Source organism: Paroceanicella profunda (assembly GCF_005887635.2).
Classification (GTDB): domain Bacteria; phylum Pseudomonadota; class Alphaproteobacteria; order Rhodobacterales; family Rhodobacteraceae; genus Paroceanicella; species Paroceanicella profunda.
Window position 1 is genome coordinate 3,910,913 of the sequence record NZ_CP040818.1, and the last position, 23,558, is coordinate 3,934,470.

The 23,558-nt window shown below is 68.3% G+C and carries 19 protein-coding genes; 5 read left to right on the forward strand and 14 right to left on the reverse strand.

Annotated elements, in window-relative coordinates; all coding sequences use genetic code 11:
* The first annotated feature begins 57 nt into the window (after positions 1-57).
* Positions 58-999, forward strand: coding sequence for a 2-hydroxyacid dehydrogenase (locus FDP22_RS17475; protein ID WP_138575947.1), 942 nt, complete (start codon positions 58-60; stop codon positions 997-999).
* A 40-nt stretch (positions 1,000-1,039) separates the two neighbouring features.
* Here the strand turns inward: FDP22_RS17475 and FDP22_RS17480 are convergent, their stop codons facing one another.
* Together FDP22_RS17480 and FDP22_RS17485 are read right to left on the reverse strand one after the other, a co-directional pair.
* Positions 1,040-2,596, reverse strand: coding sequence for a DHA2 family efflux MFS transporter permease subunit (locus FDP22_RS17480; protein WP_138575946.1), 1,557 nt, complete (start codon positions 2,594-2,596; stop codon positions 1,040-1,042).
* 23 nt (positions 2,597-2,619) lie between these two features.
* On the reverse strand, positions 2,620-3,789 hold the full coding sequence (locus FDP22_RS17485; RefSeq protein ID WP_138575945.1) for an HlyD family secretion protein: 1,170 nt from the start codon (positions 3,787-3,789) through the stop codon (positions 2,620-2,622).
* Positions 3,790-4,020: 231 nt separating this feature from the next.
* Here FDP22_RS17485 and FDP22_RS17490 point away from each other — a divergent pair, with 231 nt between their 5' ends.
* Positions 4,021-4,650: a TetR/AcrR family transcriptional regulator gene (locus tag FDP22_RS17490; protein WP_205910811.1), complete on the forward strand. Its 630-nt coding sequence runs from the start codon at positions 4,021-4,023 to the stop codon at positions 4,648-4,650.
* 18 nt (positions 4,651-4,668) lie between these two features.
* On the opposite strand, the gene FDP22_RS17495 is transcribed toward FDP22_RS17490, so the two are convergent.
* Together FDP22_RS17495 and FDP22_RS17500 are read right to left on the reverse strand one after the other, a co-directional pair.
* The gene (locus FDP22_RS17495; protein ID WP_138575943.1) at positions 4,669-7,095 is read right to left on the reverse strand and encodes a GcvT family protein; all 2,427 of its coding nucleotides are present in this window, start codon (positions 7,093-7,095) and stop codon (positions 4,669-4,671) included.
* Positions 7,096-7,241: 146 nt separating this feature from the next.
* Entirely contained in the window at positions 7,242-7,688 is a 447-nt protein-coding gene (locus FDP22_RS17500; protein ID WP_239031819.1) for a DUF4864 domain-containing protein, read from the reverse strand.
* Positions 7,689-7,831: 143 nt separating this feature from the next.
* Between FDP22_RS17500 and FDP22_RS17505 the strand changes: the two genes are divergently transcribed.
* Both FDP22_RS17505 and FDP22_RS17510 read left to right on the forward strand, forming a co-directional pair.
* Entirely contained in the window at positions 7,832-8,254 is a 423-nt protein-coding gene (locus FDP22_RS17505; RefSeq protein ID WP_138575942.1) for a YeeE/YedE family protein, read from the forward strand.
* Complete coding sequence (locus FDP22_RS17510) at positions 8,254-8,682, forward strand: DUF6691 family protein (protein WP_205910812.1); 429 nt, start codon at positions 8,254-8,256, stop codon at positions 8,680-8,682. The genes FDP22_RS17505 and FDP22_RS17510 overlap by 1 nt, the downstream gene beginning before the upstream one ends.
* A gap of 503 nt (positions 8,683-9,185) precedes the next feature.
* On the opposite strand, the gene FDP22_RS17515 is transcribed toward FDP22_RS17510, so the two are convergent.
* Positions 9,186-10,775, reverse strand: a complete 1,590-nt coding sequence (locus tag FDP22_RS17515) for a lysine--tRNA ligase (RefSeq protein WP_138575941.1) — start codon at positions 10,773-10,775, stop codon at positions 9,186-9,188.
* 111 nt (positions 10,776-10,886) lie between these two features.
* Between FDP22_RS17515 and FDP22_RS17520 the strand changes: the two genes are divergently transcribed.
* Positions 10,887-11,315: a tellurite resistance TerB family protein gene (locus FDP22_RS17520; RefSeq protein ID WP_138575940.1), complete on the forward strand. Its 429-nt coding sequence runs from the start codon at positions 10,887-10,889 to the stop codon at positions 11,313-11,315.
* A gap of 353 nt (positions 11,316-11,668) precedes the next feature.
* On the opposite strand, the gene dacB is transcribed toward FDP22_RS17520, so the two are convergent.
* From dacB to urtA, 9 genes are all read right to left on the reverse strand, one after another.
* A complete protein-coding gene (gene dacB / locus FDP22_RS17525; RefSeq protein ID WP_138575939.1) occupies positions 11,669-12,967 on the reverse strand; it encodes a D-alanyl-D-alanine carboxypeptidase/D-alanyl-D-alanine endopeptidase in 1,299 nt (432 codons plus the stop codon).
* Between the two features lie 514 nt (positions 12,968-13,481).
* Positions 13,482-16,217, reverse strand: coding sequence for a methyl-accepting chemotaxis protein (locus FDP22_RS17530; protein WP_205910813.1), 2,736 nt, complete (start codon positions 16,215-16,217; stop codon positions 13,482-13,484).
* 58 nt (positions 16,218-16,275) lie between these two features.
* On the reverse strand, positions 16,276-17,436 hold the full coding sequence (locus tag FDP22_RS17535; RefSeq protein ID WP_138575937.1) for an ABC transporter substrate-binding protein: 1,161 nt from the start codon (positions 17,434-17,436) through the stop codon (positions 16,276-16,278).
* 91 nt (positions 17,437-17,527) lie between these two features.
* Positions 17,528-18,223, reverse strand: coding sequence for an urea ABC transporter ATP-binding subunit UrtE (urtE, locus tag FDP22_RS17540; protein WP_138575936.1), 696 nt, complete (start codon positions 18,221-18,223; stop codon positions 17,528-17,530).
* Between the two features lie 3 nt (positions 18,224-18,226).
* Positions 18,227-18,964: an urea ABC transporter ATP-binding protein UrtD gene (gene urtD / locus FDP22_RS17545; protein ID WP_138575935.1), complete on the reverse strand. Its 738-nt coding sequence runs from the start codon at positions 18,962-18,964 to the stop codon at positions 18,227-18,229.
* The gene (gene urtC / locus FDP22_RS17550) at positions 18,961-20,064 is read right to left on the reverse strand and encodes an urea ABC transporter permease subunit UrtC (protein ID WP_138575934.1); all 1,104 of its coding nucleotides are present in this window, start codon (positions 20,062-20,064) and stop codon (positions 18,961-18,963) included. The genes urtD and urtC overlap by 4 nt, the downstream gene beginning before the upstream one ends.
* A gap of 1 nt (position 20,065) precedes the next feature.
* Complete coding sequence (gene urtB / locus FDP22_RS17555; protein ID WP_138575933.1) at positions 20,066-21,673, reverse strand: urea ABC transporter permease subunit UrtB; 1,608 nt, start codon at positions 21,671-21,673, stop codon at positions 20,066-20,068.
* A gap of 136 nt (positions 21,674-21,809) precedes the next feature.
* The gene (locus tag FDP22_RS17560; RefSeq protein WP_138575932.1) at positions 21,810-21,992 is read right to left on the reverse strand and encodes a hypothetical protein; all 183 of its coding nucleotides are present in this window, start codon (positions 21,990-21,992) and stop codon (positions 21,810-21,812) included.
* Positions 21,993-22,052: 60 nt separating this feature from the next.
* On the reverse strand, positions 22,053-23,333 hold the full coding sequence (urtA, locus tag FDP22_RS17565; protein WP_138575931.1) for an urea ABC transporter substrate-binding protein: 1,281 nt from the start codon (positions 23,331-23,333) through the stop codon (positions 22,053-22,055).
* Between the last annotated feature and the right edge of the window lie 225 nt (positions 23,334-23,558).

Below are 23,558 nucleotides of genomic sequence, written 5' to 3' on the forward strand. Positions count from 1 at the left end.
CGACAAGCCGGCCCGGGCTGGTTAACCATGTGCCCGGTCCGGGAGGAGAACCACTACATGAAACCTGAAATCCTGATGATGGGCCCCATGCACCCGGTGTGCATGACGGCCCTGGAAGACGCCTACACCATCCACCGTTACTGGGAAGCGGACAACAAGACCGCCTTCCTGGCCGAGAACGGCCCCGGCATCCGCGCCGTGGCCACCAATGGCCACCTGGGCTGCCCGGAAGCGATCATCACCGCGCTGCCGAAACTGGAGATCATCTCCAGCTACGGCGTGGGCTATGACGCGATCCCGGTGAAATTCGCCATCGAGCATGGCGCGAGGATCACCAACACGCCGAACGTGCTGAACGACGCCGTGGCCGAGATGGCGCTGGGGCTGATGCTGGCGCTGTGCCGGCGCATCCCGCAGGCCGATGCCTTCATGCGCGAGGGCAAATGGGCCAAGGGCGGCTATCCGCTCACCGGCGAGCTGACCGACCGCAAGGTGGGCATCCTCGGGCTGGGGCGGATCGGCAAGGAAATCGCGAAGCGCTGCGAGGCGTTCAAGATGACCGTGGTCTATCACGGCCGCCGCGCCCAGGAGGGCGTGGAGTGGCAGTATTACGGCGATCTCGAGGAGATGGCCCGTGACGTGGACTGGCTGGTGGTCATCGCCCCCGGCTCGGCCGAGACGAAGGGCATCGTGAGCCGCAAGGTGCTGGAGGCCCTCGGGCCGGACGGCGCCATCGTGAACGTGGCCCGCGGCGCGCTGATCGACGAGGCGGCGATGGCCGAGCTGCTGGCCAGCGGCGGCCTGGGCGGCGCGGCCCTCGACGTGTTCGAGGAGGAGCCCCTGCCGGACGTCACGCCCTTCCTGCTCGACAATGTCGTGCTCTCGCCCCACCAGGGCTCGGCCACCTACAAGACCCGGGCGGCCATGGGCCAGCTGGTGGTGGACAATCTCGCCGCGCATTTCGCCGGCAAGCCGCTGATCTCCGAAGTCACGGAGTGAGGCCGCCGGCCCCGCCCACCCGGGCGGGGCCGACACGCGCTCAGTGCGCCGGCGCGCCGCCGCCTTCCGCCGCGGGCTTGCGCACCAGCGGCAGCATGAACAGCATCAGCGCGAACATCACCCCCAGCAGCAGGAACACGTCGGCGAAGGACATCACCATCGCCTGCTGCTGCACGATGCCGGCAAGCTGGCTCAGCGCCGCCTGCTCCGCGTTGCCGCCCAGCACCGGGGTGAAGGCGGCCGTGATGTTCTCGAGCTGCTGTTCGGCCCAGGGCGCGCCCCAGGAAACATGCTCGGACAGCCGCTCGTAGTGCATGTCGGTGCGCGAATTGAGCATGGTGTTGATCCAGGCGAGGCCGAAGGCGCCGCCGAGGTTCCGCGTGAGGTTGAACAGGCCCGAGGCGTTCTTGATCCGGTCCGGCGGCAGGGTGCCGAGGGCGAGCACGTTGATCGGGATCATGCACAGCATCAGCGAGACGCCACGCAGGGCCTGGGGGAAGAACAACTCCCAGAACGCCCAGTCCTTGGTGATGGGCGTGAGCTCGTAGCACGAGGCCGCGAAACCGAAGAGCCCGGTGCCGATGATGTAGCGCGGGTCCACCTTTCGGGCGAGGTTGCCCACGATGGGCGCGGTGAGGAACATGAACAGCCCGCTCACGAACACCGTCTCGCCGATCTGCAGCGCCGAATAGTCCCGCACCCGGCTGAGGTAGAGCGGGTAGAGATAGGTGAGCCCGTAGAGCCCCACGCCCAGCACGAAGGTCATCAGCGAGCCCACGGCGAAGTTCCGGTCCGAGAAGGCGCCGAGGTCGACGATCGGCGTCTCGCGCGTGAAGGCCCGCCAGAAGAAGATCAGCGCGCCGATGGTGCTGGCCACCGCCAGGATCACGATGGTCCGGTCCTGGAACCAGTCGTCCTTCTCCCCCTCCTCCAGCACGTATTCCAGCGCGCCGAGGAACACCGCCATGGCCGCGAGGCCGACATAGTCGAACCGGCGCAGGAGCGCGTGGTCCGGCTCGTCGAAATCCACCAGGAACCAGGCCAGCAGCGTGGCGGCGATGCCGGGGATGACGTTCACCAGGAACAGCCAGTGCCAGGAGAAGATCTCGGTGAGATAGCCGCCCACCGTGGGCCCGATGGTGGGCGCGAGCGTGACCGTGAGCCCCACCACCGCCATCACCGGCCCCTGCAGGCGCTTGGGGAAGATCGTGTAGGAGGCCGCGAAGGCCGTGGGGATCATGCCGCCGCCGATGAAGCCCTGGATGGCGCGGTAGAGGATCATCTCGTTGATCGAGGTCGCCGTGGCGCAGAGCACGCTGGCCGCGGTGAAGCCCGCCGCGGAGATGGTGAAGAGCACCCGTGTCGACAGCCCCCGCGACAGGAACCCCGAGAGCGGGATCATGATCACCTCGGCGATCAGGTAGCTCGTCTGCACCCAGGAAATCTCGTCCGGCGAGGCCGAGAGCCCCGCCTGGATCTCCGAGAGGGAGGAGGAGACGATCTGGATGTCCAGGATCGCCATGAACATGCCGAAGACCAGCGCCGCGAAGGCAATGATCTTGCGCGGCGTGACTTCCGGTTCGCCCGGTGCGGCCATGGCTCAGCCCTCCCCCTGCCCGCTCAGGGCGCCCGGCGCGTGTCGGCCGTCACCACCACGGAGAGGCCCGGGCGCAGCCAGCCGGCATCCGCCACGTCCTGCGGCACGGTGATGCGCACGGGCAGGCGCTGGACGACCTTGGTGAAGTTGCCGGTGGCATTCTCCGGCGGCAGCATGCTGAACACCGCACCGGAGGCGGGCGAGAGGCCCTGCACATGGCCGGTCACGTGGCGGTCCGGGAACGCGTCCACGGTGATGTCGACCGGCGTGCCCGGGGTGAGCTTGCCGATCTGCGTCTCCTTGAAGTTCGCCTCGATGTAGATCGCGCCCAGCGGCACAACCGCCATCAGCCGCCGGCCCGGCGAGATGTAATCCCCCGCCACCACCGAGCTGTTGCCCACCACGCCGTCGAAGGGCGCGCGCAGCACGGTGGCATCGAGGTCGCGCTGGGCCTGGTCGCGCTGGGCTTCCAGCCCGGCGAGGGAGGCCTCGGCCTCGGTCTTCTGGGCCTTCACCACCGCGAGATTGGCCTTGGCGGAGGCCACCCCGGCCTCGGCGGCCTTCACCCCGGCGCGCGCGGTGGCGAGCGAGGTTTCCGCCTCCTGCTTCTGCTGGACGGACGCGGCCTTGGTGGTGGCGAGATTGGCGTAGCGGTCGTAGTCGATACGGGCGAAATCGGCGCTGGCACGGGCCGATTCGAGCTCGGCATCCGCCTGGTCGATGCCCACGCGGGCCGCCTCCACCTGCTGGGTGATGCGATCGACCGACGCGCGCTGCGCGGCGATCTGCGCCTCGGCCTGGCGCAGCGCGATCCGGTAATCGCCGTCATCCATCTCCACCAGCGGATCGCCGGCCTTCACGGCCTGGTTGTCGACCACCGGAACCCGGGCCACGTAGCCGGTGATCCGGGGCGAGAGAATGGAGTAATCGGCCTGGACATAGGCGTCGTCCGTCTCCTCCAGGAAGCGGCCGACGGTCCAGTACTGATAGCCGTACCATGCGCCCGCGGCGATTGCGGCGGCGAGAATCGCGAAGAGGACGATGCGCCTGCGCCCGCCTTTCGGCGGCTTCGCCTGTTCCGCGCCGCCGGCCGTACCGGTCGCGACGGTCTCGGTGCCCTGCGCGGGCGGACGCGCGCCGGGCGCCTCCTGCCGGTCCTGCGGGCCCTTTTCGCTTTCGTAATCCCTGGCCATGGATCAATCCCCGGTACGCATTCAGCTTGGATTCAGATGACAGTCGCGTGACCGAACGGTTCGGTCAGGGGGTTGACTTAGAGCCTCCGACGCCCGATTTCAAGATGACTGAACGGTTCGGTCAACGATTTGCGTTCATGGATGCATCCGGCCCCCGCTCGGTGCACGATGGGCCCGACACACCGGATGACGACAGACGCTCCGGATGGACACAGAGGTGGGATGCACACGGTGGATGATACGCTCGAAGACGGCTCGGCCAGCACCGACACCGCCAAGCGTCGACAGATCCTGAACGGCGCCGCGGAGATGTTCCTCGCCCAGGGGTTCGACGCGACCTCCATGGGCCAGATCGCGAAGCACGCCGGGGTGTCGAAGGGCACGCTCTACGTGTACTTCGACAGCAAGGAGACGCTCTTCAGCGCGATGGTGGCCTGCCACAAGGAGCGCACCGCCGAGCAATGGCTGCTGCCCGATCCGGAGTGTACCGATGTCGAGGCCACGCTGCTGGAGCTGTCCTGCAACCACATCGAGCGGCTGACCGACCCGAAGCACGTGAAGCTGGTGCGCATGGTCATCGCCGCCTCCGAGCGCTTCCCTGTGGTGGGACAGCGCTTCTACGAGGCCGGGCCGGCGCTGGGGGCGCGGCGACTGGCGGGCTGGCTGGACACCCAGGTGGCGCGCGGCTCGCTGGTCATCCCGGACACCACCCAGGCCGCCTGGCAGCTTCTCGGCATGCTCCACCACCCCACGCTCGTCGCCGTGGCGATGGGCGGCCATCCCCGCCCCCCGCGGGAGGACATGCAGGAGGTCGCGCGCGGCGCCGTGCGCACCTTCATGGCCGCCTACGGGCCGCGCTGAGACGCCCCTGCCACCCGCTCAGCCGCGCATGCGCGCCCCGTCGGCGTCGAACAGCGGCGTGGTGACGAGGCGCGCGGGCCGCATGCGCCCGAGGATCTCGATCTCCACTTCCAGCCCCTCGGACGCCAGCTCCGCCGGCACGAAGCCCAGCGCCACGGAGGCCTGCGCATGGTGCGCATACCCCCCCGAGGTCACGAAGCCCCGCACCCGGCCGTCGATCCAGATCGGCTCATAGGCCACCACGTCGGCCTCGTCCGCCTTCACCACGAAGGCGCAGAGCCGGCGGGCGGGCTCCTCCTCCGCCGCCGCCTCCGCGCCGATGAACCCGCCGCGTGCATGGTCCACGAAACGGCCCAGCCCGGTCTCGCCGGGCATGTAGTCCGGCCCGTATTCGCGCAGCCAGGAGCCGAAGAACTTCTCCAGCCGCAGGCTCATCATTGCCCGCATGCCGAAGGGCCTTGCCTCCAGCCCCTCGGAGGCCGCCATGAGCTGGTTGTAGAGGGCGAGCTGGCTCTCCCAGTCCACGTGCAGCTCGTAGCCGAGGTCGCCGGTGTAGGAGACACGCTGCACCAGGGCGCGCACCGGGCCGATGTCCATCTCCCGCGCATCCATGAAGCGCAGCCCGTCCACGTCGCCATGCGCCACGCGCCCCAGCCACTCCCGCGCCCTGGGCCCCGCGATCTGGAAGCCGATGCGCCGGGTGGAGACATTCTCCACCCGCACCCCGGAAGGCGGCAGGTGGCTCTCGAACCAGCGCATGTGGAAGGCCTGCGCGCCGAAACTGGCGGTGAGCTGGTAGCGCTGCGGCCCGAGGCAGGTGATGGTGAAATCGCCGATGATCCGCCCGCGCGGGCTGAGCATGGGCGAGAGGGTGATGCGGCCCGGCTTCGGCAGGCGCCCGGCCATCACCTGCGCCAGCCAGCCCTCCGCGCCCGGGCCGGTGACGAGGTACTTGCCGAAATTGTGGATCTCGTTGAGCCCCACCGCCCCGCGCACCGCGGCGCATTCACCCGCCACCGCCTCGAAGGCGTTCGAGCGCCGGAAGGAGGGCACCTCGTGCGGCAGGTCGCCCGGCCGGGCGAAGTAGTTCACCACCTCCATGCCCGAATGCGCGCCGAAGACCGCCCCCTGCGCCTTCCACGCGGCATAGACCGGGGTGGTCTGGAAGGGGCGCGCGGCCGGCAGCTCCTCATTCGGATAGCTCACCGAGAAGCGGCGCTGGTAATTCTCCTTCACCTTCAGGCGGGTATACCCGGGGGTGATCCAGCGCCCGGCCGTCGCGTCGCGGTGGAGCATGCCGAAGCGGGCGACATCCATGGCGAAGACATCGCGCTCCGGCTCGCCCTCGATCATCCATTGCGCCAGCGACAGGCCCACGCCGCCGCCCTGGCTGAAACCGGCCATCACCGCGCAGGCCGACCAGTAGTTGCGCAGGCCCGGCACCGGGCCCACCAGCGGGTTTCCGTCCGGCGCGAAGGTGAAGGGGCCGTTGATGATGGTTTTTATCCCCGCGCGCTGCAGCACGGGGAAGCGGCGATAGGCGAATTCCACCGAGTCGGAGATCCGGTCGAGCTTGTTCTCCAGCAGCTCGTGGCCGAAGTCCGCGGGGGTGCCGTCCACCGCCCAGGGGTCGCAGGGCTGCTCGTAGAAGCCGATGCACAGGCCCCTGCCCTCCTGGCGCAGGTAGCTTTCGCCGCCGGGGTCCATCACGTGCGGCAGCTCGGCGCCGCGCTCGTATACCTCCGGGGTCTCCTCGGTGACGAGATACTGGTGCTCCATCGGGTGCAGCGGCAGGGTGAGCCCGGCGAGCGCCCCCACCTCCCGCGCCCAGAGGCCGGCGGCATTCACCACATGCTCGGCATGGATGGTGCCGGCGGGGGTGACCACGTCCCAGGTGCCGTCGGGGCGCGGGTTGGTCTCGAGCACCGGGGTGCGCAGGATGATCTCGGCGCCGGCCAGGCGGGCGGCCTTCGCATAGGCATGCGTGGTGCCCGAGGGGTCGAGATGGCCGTCGAGCGGATCGTAGAGCGCACCGAGCACGCCCTCGGTGTTGGTGATGGGGGATAGGGCGCGGATCTCCTCGGGGCCGATGATCTCCGTCTCCAGCCCCATGTAGCGGTGCTTGGCGCGCTCGGCCTTGAGGTAGTCGAGCCGCTCGGGCGTGTCCGCAAGCGTCACGCCGCCCACGTGGTGAAGGCCGCAGCTCATGCCGGTGATCTCCTCCAGCTCGCGGTAGAGGCGGATGGTGTAGCCCTGCAGCGCTGCCATGTTGGTGTCGGCGTTGAGCGTGTGGAACCCTCCCGCCGCGTGCCAGGTGGAGCCGGAGGTGAGCTCGGAGCGCTCCACCAGCACCACGTCCGACCAGCCCAGCCGGGTGAGGTGGTAGAGCACCGAGCAGCCGACCACCCCGCCGCCGATCACCACAACGCGCGCCTGTGTTCTCATGGATCATCCCCCTGCCATGCCGGACATGCCCCGAGCCTAGGCGCAGATCGGCGGCGGCGGATCGCTCTTTGCGACATCCGCACGCCCCGCGCCGACCTGCCGCACCCGGAGCCGTCTTGGACGCACTCAGCCGAACTCGGCCGAACTCAGACGGAGGAGCCCCCGGCCTCCACGATGCGCACGCCGTCGATGCGCCAGCCGTCCTCGGTCTCGATCATGGTGTATTCCGCGACATAGGACATGCCGCGGGCGTCGCGCAGGAAGACGGTCTGCACCGGGCGGCCCTCGCGCATCACCACCGGGCCCATGGTGACCTCCTCCGGCCGCCAGACCATCGGGTAGCCGTTGCGCACCATGGCGCCGAAGTTCCGCGCGTCATGGAACATCCGGCGGATCATCGGGGAAGCGAAGGCGAAGGCGCCCTCGAGATCCTCGGCGCGGAACGCCTCGATCTGCCGGGTGACCACCGCGGCCATGGCCTCCTCGCGCTCACCGGCCGTGGCCGTGCCCACAGGCACCGCCATCGCCATGACCAGCGCACAGGCCCGCGTCACCGCGCCCAGGGCCTCCGCGACATTCGATCGTCCCGACATCCGGTTTCCTTCCGCTCCGCCTGGGCCCAGCATGCGGCCGGACCGGCGCGAACCCAAGCGCAAACATCGCGGCCGCACGGGGTTTACACATTCACATAAATGAATACATACTCCGGACAAGGCGACAGGCGGAAGGACCACACATGCCACAGGACTGGGTGAACGGGCTGACGGGCGGCGGGCTGATCGGGCTGGCCGCGGCGCTCTACCTGCTGATGAACGGGCGCATCATGGGGGTGAGCGGCATCCTGGGAGGGCTGCTGGCGCCGGGGCCGCGCGCGGAGCGGGCGGAGCGCGCGCTGTTCGTGGCCGGCGTGATCGTGGCACCGCTGGCGCTGACGGCCTTCGGCGACGGATTGCATCTCGAGGTGACCGCCGCCCCGGCGCTGCTGGTGGCCGGCGGGCTGCTGGTGGGGGTCGGCACACGGATGGGTTCGGGCTGCACGTCGGGACACGGCGTGTGCGGGCTCTCGCGGCTGTCGCGGCGCAGCGTCGTGGCGGTGGCGCTGTTCATGATCAGCGCCGGGGCGACGGTGGCGGTGCTGCGGCTGGCGGGGGGCCTGTGATGCTGCGCGCGGTCATGGCCTTCGCCTGCGGGCTGGTGTTCTCGGCGGGGCTGATCCTGTCGGACATGGTGAACCCGGCCCGGGTGCAGGCCTTTCTCGACATCGGCGGGGCCTGGGACCCGACGCTGGCCTTCGTGATGGGGGGCGCGGTCTGCGTGGCGGCCCTCGGCTGGGCGCTGGCGCGCGGCCGCCGCACGGCCGTGCTGGGCGGGCCGCTGCCCGGCCCGCCGGCAGGGCGCGTCGACGGTCGGCTGGCCTTGGGCGCGGTGCTCTTCGGCGTCGGCTGGGGGCTGGTGGGCTTCTGCCCCGGACCGGCCCTGGCCGCCCTGGGCGCCGGACGGCCCGAACCCTGGATCTTCGCGGCCGCGATGCTGGCCGGCATGCTGGGCTGGCAGATGGCCGCCGCCCTGCGCGGAAGATCCGGCTGAGCGCATGCGAAAGGCCCGCACGCCGCCGCCTTCGCCCCGGCGCCTGCGCGAAGGCCCCGGACGCGGGCAACGCCCGAACCAAGCCCGTGCGACCTCACCGGGGGACACCCCGGGGCAGGCTCCACGACACGCAGCAGTGTCCGGAGCGCCGATTGCAGGTTTCATCGAGAGGTTTCGCGGCCCGGGCAGCTTCCGCACGGGCTCACGGCCGGGAGGATGTGGCCACGGGATGTCCCGGCAACTCCCGACCTGCTTCTCCACCGGGGAGCGTTGGGTCGGCGGCGAAGCCCGCAGATGCTGCCCGATCGGAAAATGCGGCACCGGGGTGTCCCCGCGGAACCAGCACGGATCCCCCGGCCGGGAGGAGAAGCGGCACCGCCAGCGCGCCGGCGGAACCGGCGCCTCGGGGGGCATCGAGCCCCCGCTCGGCGCCCGCCGCCCGGACGGGCCGGGCGGCGCGCGGCGTCACCGGCCCGCGAGAGGCCGGCGCGCCGCCGCGGCGGTCAGTCGGCGAGCGCCCCTTCGAGCGCCCGGTCGATCAGCGCCACCGTTTCCGGCACGCCGTAAAGCGCGATGAACCCGCCGAAGCGCGGCCCCTGGCTGGCGCCGAGCAGCACTTCGTAGATGGCCTTGAACCAGTCGCGCAGCGGCTCGAACCCATGGGCGTTGCCGACGGCGAAGACCTCGTCCTGCAGGGCTTCCGCATCCGCACCGCCGGTCCAGACGGCGAGACGGGCGCGCAGCTCCTCCAGCGCGGCACGCTCCCGCTCCTCCGGCGCGCGGAAGCGCTTGCCGGGTTTCACGTGATCGTTGAAGTAGCGCACGGCCTGGGCGGCGGCGGCATCCAGGCCCGGGTGGCTCTCCGGGCCCGCGTCGGGCGCATATTTGCGGATGAAGCCCCACATCGTCTCCGCGGTCTCGGCCGAGGCGGCGGAGGCGAGGTTCAGCAGCATGGAGTAGGACACCACCATGTCGGACTCCGGAACCTTGCCGCCGTGGATGTGCCAGACGGGGTTGGCGAGCTGCTGCTCCGGGCTCTGGCCGGCAAAGGCGCGCAGATGGGCGTGGTACTCGTCCACGGCCTTGGGGATCACGTCCCAGTGCAGGCGCTTCGCGGTCTTGGGCTTCTGGAACATGAACAGGCTGAGGCTCTCGGGGCTGGCATAGGTGAGCCAGTCCTCGATGGACAGCCCGTTGCCCTTCGACTTGGAGATCTTCTGGCCGGTGCCGTCCAGGAAGAGCTCGTAGTTGTAAAGCTCCGGCGCCGGGCGGCCCAGCGCGCGGCAGATCTTCGTGCCCAGCTCGGCCGAGGGGATCAGGTCCTTGCCATGCATCTCGTAATCGACGCCGAGGGCGGCCCAGCGCATCGCCCAGTCCGGCTTCCACTGCAGCTTCACATGGCCGCCGGTGACCGGCACCTCGATGCGCTCGCCGTCCGGCTCGGCATAGACGATGGTGCCCTTCTGCAGGTTGCGCTCCAGTGTGGGCACTTGCAGCACCTTGCCGCTCTTCGGGCTGACGGGCAGGAAAGGCGAATAGGTCTCACGCCGCTCCTCGTTCACGCCGCCGAGGGTGGGGAGCATGATCTCCATCACCTTGTCATACTGCGCCAGCACGCTGAGCAGCATCTCGTCGAAGCGCCCGGCCTTGTAATACTCGGTCGCGGAGGCGAACGCGTACTCGAAGCCGAAGGCGTCGAGGAAGGCCCGCAGCCGGGCGTTGTTGTGCTCGCCGAAGGAGGGATGCGTGCCGAACGGGTCGCGCACCTTCGTGAGCGGCAGGTCCAGGTCCAGCGCCAGTTCCTCGCGGTTGGGAACGTTGCCGGGCACCTTGCGCAACCCGTCCATGTCATCGGAGAAACACAGCAGCCGGGTGGGAATGTCGGACAGGGTCTCGAAGGCATGGCGGACCATCGTGGTGCGCGCCACCTCCCCGAAGGTGCCGATATGCGGCAGGCCGGAGGGGCCGTAGCCGGTCTCGAACAGCACATAGCCCTTCTCGGGCGCCCGTTTCTCATAGCGTTTGACCAGACGCAGGGCCTCCTGGAAAGGCCAGGCCTTGGAGTTGAGGGCAATGTCGCGCAATCCGGTCATATCTCTGATCCTCGGAGACCCCCGGGACTGTCCCGGGTGGGCGGACTCCTATTGCCCCTCAGGGCCATGGTCAATAATGTCCGCCGCGATCGCAACCACCGGAGACCCCTCATGGACGTGGAACATTCCTTTTCCCCCCAGGACGCACTTGTTGCCGTGATGGTGGCAACCTCGGCGGCGGACGAAAACCTCTCCACGACCGAGCTGCTGGTCATCACCCGTATCATCGACACGCTGCCGGTCTTCGCGGGATATGACGGCGACCGGGTCAAGACCGTCTCGCAATCGGTGTTCGACCTGTTCGAGGTCGAGGACGGGATCGAGGCGCTGCTCGGGCTGGTGCGCGAAGCCCTGCCCGAAGGCTTCAACGAGACCGCCTACGCGCTGGCCTGCGACGTGGCCGCGGCGGACGGCAACGTGAAGATGTCGGAACTGGAGTTCCTGCAGATCCTGCGCCACGACCTCGGTGTCGGCCGGCTGGCGGGCGCGGCCATCGAGCGCGGCGCCCGGGCCCGGTTCCAGCGCCTGCCGGCGGAGTGACCCCCCCCGACCGGGGCAATGGAGCAACGGTCTGCACCGGAATTGATGCAGCGCGGAACAATTCCCCTTCACGCTGACGTTTACCCCCTGTAAACCAGAATTCACTGGTCCTTGGGGGAATTCAATGTCGCTCTATCTTCGTGTGTCGCTCTTCGTCGCCGCCCATGCAGGGTTCATCGCCCTCATCGCGCTGGTGGCGCGCGGCGCGCTCTGAGCCCCGGTCGGGTGCGCCCCGCGCACCCGTCCTGCAGGTGACGGAACATTCATCACGCGCCCCGGATCCGCTCCGGGGCGCGTGATGACTCCGGGTCCGGAATTCCGCGGCCCTGCGGGCGCTTCCCGCTGGCCCGGTGTCAGGCCGCAAACCGCGCCACCCAGGAGCGCAGCAACATGCGTTCCTGGTAGCGTGAGCGGGCAATCCACGGCCGGCTGCCCGGCGGGGTCTCAACTGAATCATTCGCCGCCTTGCTGCGCGCCTCCATCTCCGCCGAGAAGATCGCGAAAGCGTAGCGCCGGCCGTTCGGTCCTTCGAAATACCCGGCCAGCCCGCGCACGAAATTGAGCGTCCCCGTCTTGGCAGCGGCGATGCCGGTGAACGGGATCTCCCGCTCCCGCGGCCCGGCCTGCAAGGGCACGTCGTGCATCAGCCCCCGAAGCCTGCCGGGCGTGCGCCGCTCCGCCGCCGCGAGCAGGGTCACCATCTGCAGGGGCGAGACGCGCGTGTCAGACGTGAGGCCCGAATGGTTGGCGAAATTGACCGGGCCCTTCAGCCCGGCATAGTCGCGCAGCCAGGCGGTCATCGCGGCGCCACTCTCCGCGAGGGTCTGCGGTGCGAGGCCGCGCGCCCGGCTGGCGGTGAGGCCCAGGGCCTCCGCGGTGATGTTGGTCGAATACCGCAACATGTCGCGGATGATGGTGTCCAGCCGGTCGCTCTCCCAGCGGCCGAGCTCCGCCCCCGCCGTCACCCCCGGCGTGCCGCGCGGAAGGGTCAGCCCCTGCACCTGGGCCACGTGGCGAAACACGTCCGACGCGTAGCCGACAGGGTTGCGCACCGGCAGCCAGCGCCCGCCATCCTTGCCCAGCGCCCGCTCAGACACCGTCCAGATCTCCTTCGGCGCCTGCCAGTTCCACACGAAGACCGGCGACTGGCTGGGCACGGCGGAAATCGAGATGCCGGTCACCTCCGGGCTGAACCGGCGGGCTCGGGCCTCGAGGCTGAGCTCGCGCGCGCCCCCCGCCTTGTCCCACTGGAAGAACACCCGGTTGTAATTCACGTTCAGGCCGGAGATCGACGGGTTGTAGGCCACGTACTCCGGCTGCTGCGGGTCGATTTCGCGCAGCAGCGGCAGCGCTGACGCATCGATGTTCAGGCGCCCCGTGATATCGGTCACCCCGGCGCGGACCGCCTGGTCGGCAAGGGCCGCGAGACCGTCCGTGTCCAGCGTCGGGTCACCACTGCCCGAGAGCACGAGATCACCGTCCAGGCCACGGCCGCTCAACAGCCCGGTGGCGCACAGCCGGGTGACAAACCGGTGGTCCGTACCAAGGGTCTCCAGAGCGTACAGCGTGGTCGGCACCTTCGACACCGATGCCGGGATGAACTGGCCGTCCGGGTCGAAGGCCTCCAGAACCGTGCCGCTCTCCACGTCCATCACCGCGAAGCCGGTGCGGCCGGCGAGACCGACCTCACGGCGAATATCCTCAGCGCTCGAGAAACCGGAGACCCGCGTCGACGGCGTTGCCGCCCCCCGGCCCGGTCGGTCCCGCGGGTTGAGCGCTCTCAAGGGCGCGCCCGCGCTCACGGCGCCGGGAACAAGCGCTGCAAGGCCGCTGAGGATTACGGACCGACGGGAAGGGGTTACGCTGCTCACTTCATCACTCTTGTGCTGGATGACCGGAGATCTCACCGTCTCCGCTGCGAAAGAAGTAGCAGAATGCCCGACCGCACAAAAGCTCTTGCGCGCAAGTCCGCCTTCACACTTCACCGCCCCGCCCCACCGTAACGCGCCCCCGGTGCAAGCGAACCGGGCGCTTCTCCCCAACCGCTTCACACTCCACCCTTCGCGCGCAACATTTCAGTACAACCTCGCGGTTCAGTCGATCCGCGGCAGCATCGTGGACACAGCCGCAACGGAGATCTCTGCCGACCTGGCCCGCCCAGCGGCTTCATGCCACTTTGAGATCAGTGCGCGCTGGCACATCCTGCTTGATGCGGAAAGCTGTCACCAGCGATGCCAGTTCGCCGATTTCCTGAGACAAGCTGAGGGCTGTCGATGCGGACTGATCTGCCAGGCCGGAATTTTGCTGCGTCATCTGGTCCATATGCGAGATCGACTGGTTCACCTCTTCGATCCCGATGGCCTGTTCGCGGCCCGCCGAAGCCACATCCGCAATTGCAGCGAGCAGCGGGCGGATGGAGTCGGAGATGTCAGTGAGCGCGGCACTTGTTGCCCGCACACTCGACACACCGGCTGTCACCTGGTGACCGCTTTGCTTGATCAGCTTCCCGATCTCGCTTGCCGCTTCCGCCGAGCGTTGGGCCAGCGTGCGCACCTCGGAGGCCACCACCGCAAAACCCTTGCCCGCATCGCCGGCGCGAGCGGCTTCCACGGCCGCGTTGAGGGCAAGCAGATTGGTCTGGAAAGAAATCGACTCGATGACCGTGATAATGTCCGTGATCTGGGCCGAGCTTTTCTCCACTTGCGCCATCGTGCTGACGGCCACATCCGCGGCGCGCGCTCCCGCTTCAGTCTTGTTCGACACGCTGCTCGACAATTCCTCGGCCCGCGAAAGGCTTTCCGAATTGGATCGTACAGTGGATGCCATTTGCTCCATCGCGGCAGCGGTCTCCTGAAGTGCGGCAGCCTGGGTTTCAGTACGGCTGGAGAGTTGGCCGGCGCCATCGGCAATTTCGTGCGCCCGACCGGCAGTATCCGTGGCACTGTCGCGGATGCGCCCGATGAGTTCGGCCAGTCTGTCGGCCGTGGATTGCGCGTCCTCGCGCAGTTCAGCAAAGGCTCCCTCCAGGTCGGCACGCATCCGGTAGGTGAGATCGGCCTTGGCAAAGGCGGCCAGCACCTTGCGGATTTCTCCGATGCCGGACTCCGTGCTGTCCATCAGGGTGTTCACGTCATCGGCCAGCGACTGGATCTGCGGGTCTTCGAACCTTGAGGCAACCCGGGTGGTGAAGTCGCCTCGAGAGGCAGCCATCACGACGGAACCGATGCCCTCGGCGAGATCGCGGAACATTGCGGTGCGCTGTTCCTTGGCTCGACGCTCATTCTCCTCGTTCGTGCGGTTCAACTCCTCAACCTTGAGCGAATTTTCCCTGAAAACCGCCAGAGAACGCCCCATGCTGGCAATCTCTTGAGCATTCCGCTCGTAGCTGGGGATCGGGCTCATGTCTCCGGTGGAGAGACGCGCCGTGGCGGAGGTGAGGTCGTTGAGGGGGCGGACGACGGTGCGCAACATCATCACCAGCGCGCCGAGGGCCGTGAGTATGCCGATGGCGCCCAGCACCATCACGCCGGAGCGGGCTTCGGAGATCTGCTTGTACACGGCATCCCCGGAGGCGGCGATGAGGTCCATGCTGCGGATGTTCAGCTGACTGACCTTGTCGGCCATCTGCCGGATTCCATCAATAGCGGTGGCCTGCAGGGCTTCGGCCCGCTCTTCCGTTTCAAAAACCGTCCGCATCCGCGCGGGAATGCCGGTCTGGGGATCGCCGGCGACCAGCAGCCCGTCGAGGATCGGAATGAATTCGGGGCCCGCAGCGATGCTGAGGCTGTTGAGATCCATCGCGGCGAGAGACAGTACCTCTTCCGCGGCGTCGAGTTCGCCAGGAGCGGTGGAGGCTGCGGCCCGCAAGCCGGTGGCAACGTAACTTTCCAGAGACGCCTTGAGGCTGAGCATGCGCCGAATCTGCTCGACCTGCCCCCGGATCAGCGCATGAATGGTTTCCTCGTTCTCGGTGGCTGCCGCATCGGCGCTCATGGTGAGGTCGAAGATCTGATCGTCAAGCTCGGTGGCGAGGACGAGCTCCGCGTCACGCCGCGCGGTGAGGAAGGCGTTGCGCTGTTCGGGAGTGAAACGGCGCGTGTTGCGGATTTCATCGTAGAGATCGAGAATGCGATGCAGGGCCGAGAGGCCCTCTTCCGGGAAGCCGGACGTCTGCAGCGGGCCAAGACGGCCGTTGAGACGCTCGGCGGCCCCGAGACCGAGATCGCGCAGGATGGACTGCAGGGCGGCTTCCGGTGAGAAGGTTTCCCCGACGGCCATGCCGGTGAGCAGGTTCATCTCGGCCTGGGTGGAAAGCAGCAGGCGGACGTGGGAAAAATCCTCGTCCACCAGCTTCGCGAGCGTACCTCCGATGCGCCCGATCGCGGCCTGACCCCCGCGGAGCACATCGAAGTTGGCAGTGTTGACCCTGGGCGAGATGAACTCATCTGCCTCCAGCGAGTATTTTGCCAGGTCGTCCATGAGGTCCATGACTGCCCGGCGAGCGGCGATCTGGCTGGCGACGGCGTCTCCGAGGTCATCAATCTCGGAGGCGGCTTTGGTGAGCAGGCCGGAAAGCGCGGGGCTGTCATTGATGCTGGGGCTCGCGATCCGGGTGGCGACATCGTCGGCCTGGGCCTTGAAGGCTTTTCGGGCGGCGGCGAGCTGATCCTGATTATGGACGGCTTCGAAGGCCGTGACGGTTTCGATCAGCTTGCTGGTGGAGATCATCACGTTCGAGGCGGCCCGCATTTCCGGCAAGCGCTCTTCGGAGAGATGCGCGAAGACGCGCTCGATCGCAGTGAATGCGAGCAGGCTGAGCCCGATCGTGGTGGCGATCACCAGAGCGAGGCTCACGAGCGCCACCGTCACGCGGCTGCGGATCGTCCTGAAACCCATCGTCATTTTCCTCATCTTCGGGAACCCTTGCCGTGCGAGCGCACGCCACCCCTTTCGTCGCTGGTCAAGATGCCGGGCCGGTGGAGATCGACTCGAACCCGCCACCTGCCGTTATGCGTGTGAGAAAGACCTCCTCGAGCCCCTGATTGTCGCCGGGCGCGAAGTGCATCGGCAGGCCGCCAAGGTCGATCTGGCCGAGTGCGCGAAAGGCGGAGAGGAAGCCGTCGCGCGTGGGATCGGGCCCTGCCTGCTCGAGGGCCGCGAGCGTGAGCCGCCCGACGAGATAGCCTTCGAGCGTCACGAAGCCCGGGTGTGCGTCCGGGTTCAGAGTGACGAGCGCGGCGTGATAGTCCGCCACGACCGGCAACCTGTCATCCCAGGGGAAGGGAACGACCTGGCTGATGATCACGCCCTCCCCCGCGTCTCCCAGTGCCTGGGCCAGTGCGTCGGAGCCCACGAAGGAGATGGTGACGAAGATCGGCGAGAACTTCAGCGTGCGCGACACCTGGATGAACCTGGCGATGGGCGCGTAGGCGCCCACCATCACCACGGCCTGTGGGCGGAGCTGCCGGAGTTCGAGCAGGGCGGCCTTCACTGCCGTGGTGTTGCGTACGTAGGCGCCCTGCCCCACCAGCGTCATGTCGCGGCGCGCCAGCGCCTCACGCACGCCGGCCAGGCCCACGCGGCCGAAGCCGTCATCCTGATAGAGGATGGCGATCTTCTTCATTCCCAGCTTGTCGACGAGATGGGCGATCCACGCCTCCGTCTCGGCGCCGTAACTGGCGCGCAGGTTGATCACGTTGTCGAGGGCGCCGTTGCGCAGGAAGCCCGCCCCGGTGAACGGGCCGATGTAGGGCATGCCCGCCGCGGTGGCGACCGGCTGGCTGGCGGCGGCGGTCGGGGTTCCGACGCTGCCGACGAGGCCGAAGATCTGCCCGCCCTGAATCGCCTCGCGCACCTGGTCGGCGGAGCGTACGGGCTCGTAACCGTCATCGTGAGAGACGAGTTCGACCTTGCGGCCGTGAACCCCGCCGGCGCGGTTCGCCTCCTCGAAGGCGGCAAGCAGACCCTCTCGCATCCCGGATCCGAGGGCGGCGGCCGGCCCGCTGAGCGCGGCGACCTGTCCGAACACCACCCGATCCGGCGTCACGCCGGGTTCGGCCAGCACGGCCCGGCTTGCCATGAACAGCAGCGCGAGCACTGCGAGCAGTCTGTGCAGGATCATCTTCGGTGCTCCGTTTGCGGTGAAACCTCAGCGCAAACTGACCGACAGAAGTTCAGAAAGGATTACGCGCCAGCCCCCTCCGGGCGCCGGCTCAGACGGTGAGCCAGCGGCGCACGTCGGCTTCCACCATGTCGGCCCGGGCGCCGGACAGCACCACCTCTCCGCGGTCCATCACCACGTAGGTATCGGCGAGGTCACGCGCGAATTCGAAGAACTGCTCCACCAGCACGATGGCCATGTCGCCGCGCCCGCGCAGGAAGTCGATGGCGCGGCCTATGTCCTTGATGATGGAGGGCTGAATGCCCTCGGTGGGCTCGTCGAGCACCAGCAGTTCGGGGCGGGTGACGAGGGCGCGGCCGATGGCGAGCTGCTGCTGCTGGCCGCCGGAGAGGTCGCCGCCGCGCCGCCCCATCATCTCGCGCAGCACGGGGAACAGCTCGAACACCTCGTCGGGCACGTGGCGGTCGCGGCGCGGCAGACGGGCGTAGCCGGTTTCCAGGTTTTCCTTCACGGTGAGCAGCGGAAATATCTCCCGGCCCTGGGGCACGGAGGCAATGCCGGCGCGGGCCCGATTCTCCGGCGCGAAGCGGGAAATGTCGCGGCCGTTCCACTCAATGGAACCGGCGGAGATGCCCTGCCGCCCGACGATGGCGCGCATCAGCGAGGTCTTGCCCACGCCGTTGCGGCCCATTACCGTGGTCACCTTGCCCTTCTGCGCGGCGAGCGACACCGATTTCAGCGCCTGTGCGGCGCCGTAATGCAGGTTGATGCGGTTCACGTTCAGCATGGTTCAGCGCCCCAGATAGACTTCGACGACCTGCGGATTGGCCGAGACATGGTCCAGCGAGCCCTCCGCCAGCACCGCGCCCTGGTGCAGCACGGTCACCTTGCAGTCGAGCGCACGGACGAACTCCATGTCATGCTCCACCACCACCACGGTGTGGCTGCCGGCGAGGCTGCGCAAGAGCTCGGCGGTGCGCATGGTCTCGTCGTCGGTCATGCCGGCGGCGGGCTCATCGACCAGCAGCAGCTCCGGTTCCTGCGCCAGCAGCATGCCGATCTCCAGCCATTGCTTCTGGCCGTGGCTGAGGTCCGCGGCGGAGCGGCGGCGGTCCGCCGTCAGGCGCACGAGGTCGAGCAATTCGGTCACCCGTCCGGCCTGTTCGGCGGACTGGCGGTTCAGCAGCGTGCCGAACACCGAGCGGTCGTCTTTCAGCGAAATGGCGATGTTCTCCTCCACCGTGAGGCTCTCGATCACCGTGGGTTTCTGGAACTTGCGCCCGATGCCCAGCCGGGCGGAGCCGGCCTCGTCGACCTTGGTGAGATCGACGGTGCCGTTCCAGAACACCTCTCCGGTGTCCGGCCGGGTCTTGCCGGTGATGATGTCCATCATCGTGGTCTTGCCGGCGCCGTTCGGGCCGATCACCGCGCGCAACTCGCCCTTGTCGATGGCAAGGCTGAGGCCGTTGATGGCCTTGAACCCGTCGAAGCTGCGGTGGACGTCGTTGAGATAGAGCTGGACACTCATGCCTCGGCCTCCTTGGGCGGCGTGCGCCGCCGTGCCCTGCCCATGCCGCCCTCGATGGCGCCGAGCACGCCCTGCGGCAGGAAGATGGTGACGAAGATGAACAGTGCCCCCAGCGCGTAGAGCCAGGCCTCCGGCAGCCAGCCGGTGAGGAGGGTCTTCGCCAGCACCACGATGATGGCGCCCATGGCAGCCCCCACCAGCGTGCCGCGCCCGCCGAGCGCCACCCAGATCACGATCTCGATGGAGTTCGCGGGGGAGAATTCGCCGGGGTTGATGATGCCCACCTGCGGCGCGTAGAGGGCGCCGGCCACGCCCGCCATCATCGCCGAGACCACGAAGACGAAGAGCTTGTAGCCCTCCACCCGGTAGCCGATGAAGCGGGTGCGGCTCTCCGCGTCGCGCACGGCGACGAGCACCTTGCCGAGCTTGGAGGTGGTGATCCATTTCGCCAGCAACAGCCCCCCCGCCAGCGCCACGGCCGAGAGCACGAAGAGCCCGGCGCGGGTGCTGTCGGAGGAGAGGTCGAAGCCCAGCACGTCCTTGAAATCGGTGAGGCCGTTGTTGCCGCCGAAGCCCATCTCGTTGCGGAAGAAGGCGAGCATCAGCGCATAGGTCATCGCCTGGGTGATGATGGAGAGATAGACGCCGGTGACGCGGCTGCGGAAGGCGAACCAGCCGAAGACGAAGGCCAGCGCCCCGGGCACCGCCAGCACCATGAGGCAGGCGAACCAGAACTGGTCGAAGCCGAGCCAGAACCACGGCAGCTCCTGCCAGTTCAGGAACACCATGAAATCCGGCAGCACCGGGTTTCCGTAAACCCCGCGCGGCCCGATCTCGCGCATCAGATGCATGCCCATGGCGTAGCCGCCGAGCGCGAAGAACGCCCCGTGGCCGAGCGAGAGGATGCCGCAGAAGCCCCAGCACAGGTCCAGCGCCACGGCAAGCAGCGCGTAGCACAGGTATTTGCCCAGCAGGGCCACGATGTAGCTGGGCACCACCTTGCCCTCCATGGCCAGGTTGCCCATGGGCACCAGCACCACGAAGATGAACAGGACGAGGAGGAAGATCCCCATCCGGAAGTCGATCAGACGACGGAACATGTCAGCCCTCCACCGAGCGGCCACGCAGCGCGAACAGCCCGCGCGGACGTTTCTGGATGAACAGGATGATGGCGACGAGCACGATGATCTTGCCCAGTACGGCACCGGTGAACGGCTCGAGGAACTTGTTGACCACGCCCAGGGTGAAGGCCCCGGCCAGCGCGCCCCAGAGGTTTCCCGCCCCTCCGAAGACCACCACCATGAAACTGTCCACGATGTAGCTCTGCCCGAGGTTGGGCGAGACGTTGTCGATCTGGCTCAGCGCCACGCCCGCGAGCCCGGCCACCCCGGCGCCGAGACCGAAGGTCATCGCGTCCACCCATCCGGTGCGGATGCCCATGTTCGCGGCCATGGCGCGGTTCTGGGTGACGGCGCGCATTTGCAGGCCCATCGGCGTGCGCTTGAGCAGCGCCATCAGCGCGCCGAACACCACCAGCGCGAAGACGATGATCCACATGCGGTTCCAGGTCACGGTCATCGCCCCCACCTGGAAGGCGCCGGACATGAACTCCGGGTTGCCCACCTCGCGGTTGTTGGGGCCGAAGAGGGTACGCACCGCCTGCTGGAGGATGAGCGACACGCCCCATGTGGCGAGCAGCGTCTCCAGCGGACGGCCATAGAGGAAGCGCACGATGCCGCGCTCGATGGCCACGCCCACCGCACCGGCCACCAGGAAGGCGAGCGGGGCCGCGATCAGCAGCGACCAGTCGAACAGCCCCGGCAGGTGGGTACGGATCACCTCCTGCACCACGAAGGTGGTGTAGGCGCCCAGCATGACGAGCTCGCCATGCGCCATGTTGATCACCCCCATCACCCCGAAGGTGATGGCGAGCCCGATGGCCGCCAGCAGCAGCACCGAGCCGAGCGACAGCCCGTACCACACGTCCTGCCCGATGCCCCAGAGGCGCTGCACCCGGGCGATCTCGTCGATGGCCGCCTGCGCCGCCGCACCCAGGTCCGGGTCGGAGGCATAGCGGGTGAGGATGGACTGGGCCTCGCGGTCGCCCCGGTCGGCCAGCACGTCGATGGCGCCCAGCCGCTGCTCCACCGGCCGGTCCGACATCAGCATGGCCGCGGCAAGCGCCTGCTCCATCACCGCGCGCACGGAGCCGTCGGTCTCCCTCGCCAGCGCCTGCTCCAGCGCCGGGATCTGCTCCGCATCGGGGGAGCGGAATCCGGCCTCGGCGGCGGCGCGGCGCTTTTCCGGGTCCGGGTTGGTGAGCGACAGCACGCCGATGGCGGCGCGCAGGTCGCGGCGCAGGCCATTGTTCACCCGGATGCGCTCCGTGTCGCGGCTGGTGACCGTGCCGATCTCCTCGCCGGTCAGCGCATCGGTGGCAATGGCGTCGCGCCCGCGCTTGGACATGATGACGATGCGCCCGTCGGCCTTCATCTGCTCCAGGTCGCCGTTGAGCAGCGCGGTCAGCACGGCCACGGCGCGCTCGTCGCCCGTTGCGGCGATGGCGGCCGCGGTTTCGCCGCGGTCGGTGTAATTGCCCTCGGGGAGAGCGTTGACGAGGCTGTCGAAATCCTGTGCGCGGGCGGGCTGGAACAGCGACGCGGCGCAGACCAGAACGAGGGCGATCAGCGGGGCGAGGGCGTGGCGCATCTCCGGGATCCGTTCTTTCCTTGGCCCTGAACGCGCGAATGGCGCCGGGCGAATGCGGTCACGGGCGCACTATGCCGGCTCCCGTGAGGCGGAGGATGCAGGGCGGCGACACGCGCCCCCGCCCTGCATCGGACCGTCAGCCTGCCGGCGCAGGCCGGTGGCATTCGACCTGCCGGCGGACGCCGGTTTCGGTCAACTTGCCGGCCCGGGCCGGCGGCTTAAGCATGCCGGCGGGAGCCGGTGCCGTCAGCGTACCGACCGGCACCAGAGCCTTCAGCACGCCGGCGACCATCGGTGCTTCAAGCGTGCCGGCAAACACCGGCGGGCCAAAATCCTGCCGGCGGGCTTCAGGCCCGCCGGCGAGACGTTCCGGCGCCGCTTACTGCGCGGCCGCGCCACCGCACTGGCCGGTCTTGGTGTTGAAGTTCCCGCAGGACATCGGCGCGCGCCAGTCGGAGATCAGCACCGCGGATTCCGGCAGGAAGTCCGACCAGGCATCGCCCGGCACCAGGCCCGGCGTTTCCCAGACCACGTCGAACTGGCCATCGTCCTGGATCTCGCCCACCAGCACCGGCTTGGTGATGTGGTGGTTCGGCATCATCGCGGAATAGCCGCCGGTGAGGTTGGGAACCGCCACGCCCACGAGGCTGTCGATCACCGCGTCGGTGTCGGTGGTGCCGGCCGCCTCGACCGCCTTCACCCACATGTTGAAGCCGATGTAATGGGCCTCCATCGGGTCGTTGGTCACGCGGTCATCGTTCTTGATGAAGGCGTGCCAGGCGTCGATGAACTCCGCGTTCGCGTCGGTGTCCACAGACATGAAGTAGTTCCAGGCCGCGAGATGGCCGACGAGCGGCGCGGTGTCCAGACCGGCCAGCTCCTCCTCACCCACCGAGAAGGCCACGACCGGGATGTCCTCGGCCGAAATGCCCTGGTTGGCGAGTTCCTTGTAGAAGGGCACGTTCGCGTCGCCGTTGATTGTCGAGACCACGGCGGTCTTCTTGCCGGCGGAGCCGAAGTTCTTGATGTCGGACACGATCGTCTGCCAGTCGGAATGGCCGAAGGGCGTGTAGTTGATCATGATGTCCTCGGGCGCGACACCCTTGGACTGGAGATAGGCTTCCAGGATCTTGTTGGTGGTGCGCGGGTAGACATAGTCCGTGCCCGCCAGCACCCAGCGCTCCACGCTCTCGTTCTCCATCAGGTAGTCGACGGCCGGGATCGCCTGCTGGTTGGGGGCGGCACCGGTGTAGAACACGTTGCGCTGGCTCTCCTCGCCCTCGTACTGGACCGGGTAGAACAGGATGGAGTTCAGCTGCTCGAACACCGGCAGGACGGACTTGCGCGACACGGAGGTCCAGCAGCCGAACACCACCGACACGCCGTTGCCCTCGATCAGCTCGCGCGCCTTCTCGGCGAAGAGCGGCCAGTCGGAGGCGGGGTCGACGACGACGGCCTCGAGCTGCTTGCCCAGCACGCCGCCCTTCTTGTTCTGCTCGTCGATGAGCATCAGCATGACGTCCTTCAGGGTCGTCTCGGAAATCGCCATCGTGCCCGAGAGCGAGTGCAGGATCCCCACCTTGATCGTGTCTTCCTGTGCCACCGCCCCGCTCGCTGCCAGAGCGAGAACGGCAGCCGCCAGCCCCTTGAATACCTTCATGTAACCGTCTCCAAAATATTGTGCTGCCGGACATGCCGAACCGCCGCAGCCCGCGCAAAGCGCAAGAAGCGTTGTTTCCCTGGCCTCGGCGTCGGCAGCATTCTTGTTCCCCGCGCACCGCGCGTCTGCCTCCGCGGAGAGGCAGGACGAGGCGCGCAACCCTGTTACTTCGCCTCCCGGGCTTTTCTTGCCGGGTGCGACCCTCTCATCACACGCTCGCGAGGA

Coding starts and splice junctions, on each gene's coding strand:
- FDP22_RS17510 (WP_205910812.1), top strand. CDS start 8,254: ATGCTGCGCGCGGTCATGGCCTTCGCCTGCGGGCTGGTGTTCTCGGCG.
- FDP22_RS17485 (WP_138575945.1), bottom strand. CDS start 3,789: ATGGCCAGGGATTACGAAAGCGAAAAGGGCCCGCAGGACCGGCAGGAG.
- urtD (WP_138575935.1), bottom strand. CDS start 18,964: ATGAGTGTCCAGCTCTATCTCAACGACGTCCACCGCAGCTTCGACGGG.
- urtA (WP_138575931.1), bottom strand. CDS start 23,333: ATGAAGGTATTCAAGGGGCTGGCGGCTGCCGTTCTCGCTCTGGCAGCG.
- FDP22_RS17495 (WP_138575943.1), bottom strand. CDS start 7,095: ATGAGAACACAGGCGCGCGTTGTGGTGATCGGCGGCGGGGTGGTCGGC.
- FDP22_RS17535 (WP_138575937.1), bottom strand. CDS start 17,436: ATGATCCTGCACAGACTGCTCGCAGTGCTCGCGCTGCTGTTCATGGCA.
- urtB (WP_138575933.1), bottom strand. CDS start 21,673: ATGCGCCACGCCCTCGCCCCGCTGATCGCCCTCGTTCTGGTCTGCGCC.
- FDP22_RS17515 (WP_138575941.1), bottom strand. CDS start 10,775: ATGACCGGATTGCGCGACATTGCCCTCAACTCCAAGGCCTGGCCTTTC.
- FDP22_RS17530 (WP_205910813.1), bottom strand. CDS start 16,217: ATGACGATGGGTTTCAGGACGATCCGCAGCCGCGTGACGGTGGCGCTC.
- FDP22_RS17475 (WP_138575947.1), top strand. CDS start 58: ATGAAACCTGAAATCCTGATGATGGGCCCCATGCACCCGGTGTGCATG.
- urtC (WP_138575934.1), bottom strand. CDS start 20,064: ATGTTCCGTCGTCTGATCGACTTCCGGATGGGGATCTTCCTCCTCGTC.
- FDP22_RS17500 (WP_239031819.1), bottom strand. CDS start 7,688: ATGTCGGGACGATCGAATGTCGCGGAGGCCCTGGGCGCGGTGACGCGG.
- dacB (WP_138575939.1), bottom strand. CDS start 12,967: ATGGACGTGGAGAGCGGCACGGTTCTGGAGGCCTTCGACCCGGACGGC.
- FDP22_RS17505 (WP_138575942.1), top strand. CDS start 7,832: ATGCCACAGGACTGGGTGAACGGGCTGACGGGCGGCGGGCTGATCGGG.
- FDP22_RS17480 (WP_138575946.1), bottom strand. CDS start 2,596: ATGGCCGCACCGGGCGAACCGGAAGTCACGCCGCGCAAGATCATTGCC.
- urtE (WP_138575936.1), bottom strand. CDS start 18,223: ATGCTGAACGTGAACCGCATCAACCTGCATTACGGCGCCGCACAGGCG.
- FDP22_RS17520 (WP_138575940.1), top strand. CDS start 10,887: ATGGACGTGGAACATTCCTTTTCCCCCCAGGACGCACTTGTTGCCGTG.